At 67.4% G+C, this 843-nt stretch carries 1 protein-coding gene and 1 pseudogene; both read left to right on the forward strand.

Features of this window, described 5'->3' with window-relative positions; translation table 11 throughout:
• Window positions 1–569 (forward strand): SPOR domain-containing protein (locus tag IC50_RS07555; protein ID WP_035702543.1); only part of this gene is annotated, 569 nt, incomplete at its 5' end.
• A gap of 46 nt (window positions 570–615) precedes the next feature.
• A pseudogene (locus IC50_RS38945) lies at window positions 616–843 on the forward strand (beta-hexosaminidase); the annotation flags it as partial.

Consider the following 843-nt stretch of genomic DNA (forward strand, 5'->3'; position numbering starts at 1 on the left):
CCTCGCCAAGCGCGGGTCCGGTCCCGAGCAACGGGACCCTGCCGAGCAATTCGCCGCGCCCGATCCGGACCGTCGCCGTGAAGGGCGACCAGACCGATAGCGCCACGCCGCAATCTGCCGCTGCCGCCAGGTCGACGGCTGCTGCAGCGAAGCCCGTTGCGCCGGCCACGCCGCACAATCCGCCGTCCTCGGCCAATGCCAGCGCCAATCAGCCGATGTCGCTCGCGCCGCAATCGGTTCCGGCGGCCGAACCGCCGCAGCGGATGGCTGCGACCACTCCGACTCAGCTGGCGCCCGCCAGCAGTGGCGGTGGCGGCTATATCGTGCAGGTCTCCTCGCAGCAGAGCGAGGAGAGCGCCGCTGCGTCGTACCGCGTGCTTCAGAGCAAGTATGGCAGCGTGCTCGGCTCCCGCTCGCCGGTGATCAAGCGCGTCGACCTCACCGATAAGGGCAAGGGGATCGTCTACCGTGCCTTCGCTGGGCCCTTTGGCTCGGCGGAGGAGGCGACGCACACCTGCAACAGCCTGAAGTCTGCAGGCTTGTCCGCCTGCTTCGTCCAGAGGAATTAACGGCCGTTTCCTTGACCCCCTCGCGGGGCAGGGTTAATCGGCCGTTATGAGCACGCGGGCCTTCATTACCGGCGTATCCGGAACGGAACTGACCGCCGCCGAGCGGGAGTTTATCCGTGCCGAACGCCCATGGGGCTTCATCCTCTTCAAGCGCAACGTCGCGACACCGGCGCAAGTTGCTGCGCTAGTTGCGGAATTGCGGGCGGTTGCCAATGCGTCCGATGCTCCTGTCCTGATCGATCAGGAAGGCGGACGGGTGCAGCGGCTTGGCCCG

This window comes from Bradyrhizobium genomosp. I (2014), assembly GCF_000261685.1.
Taxonomy (GTDB): domain Bacteria; phylum Pseudomonadota; class Alphaproteobacteria; order Rhizobiales; family Xanthobacteraceae; genus Bradyrhizobium.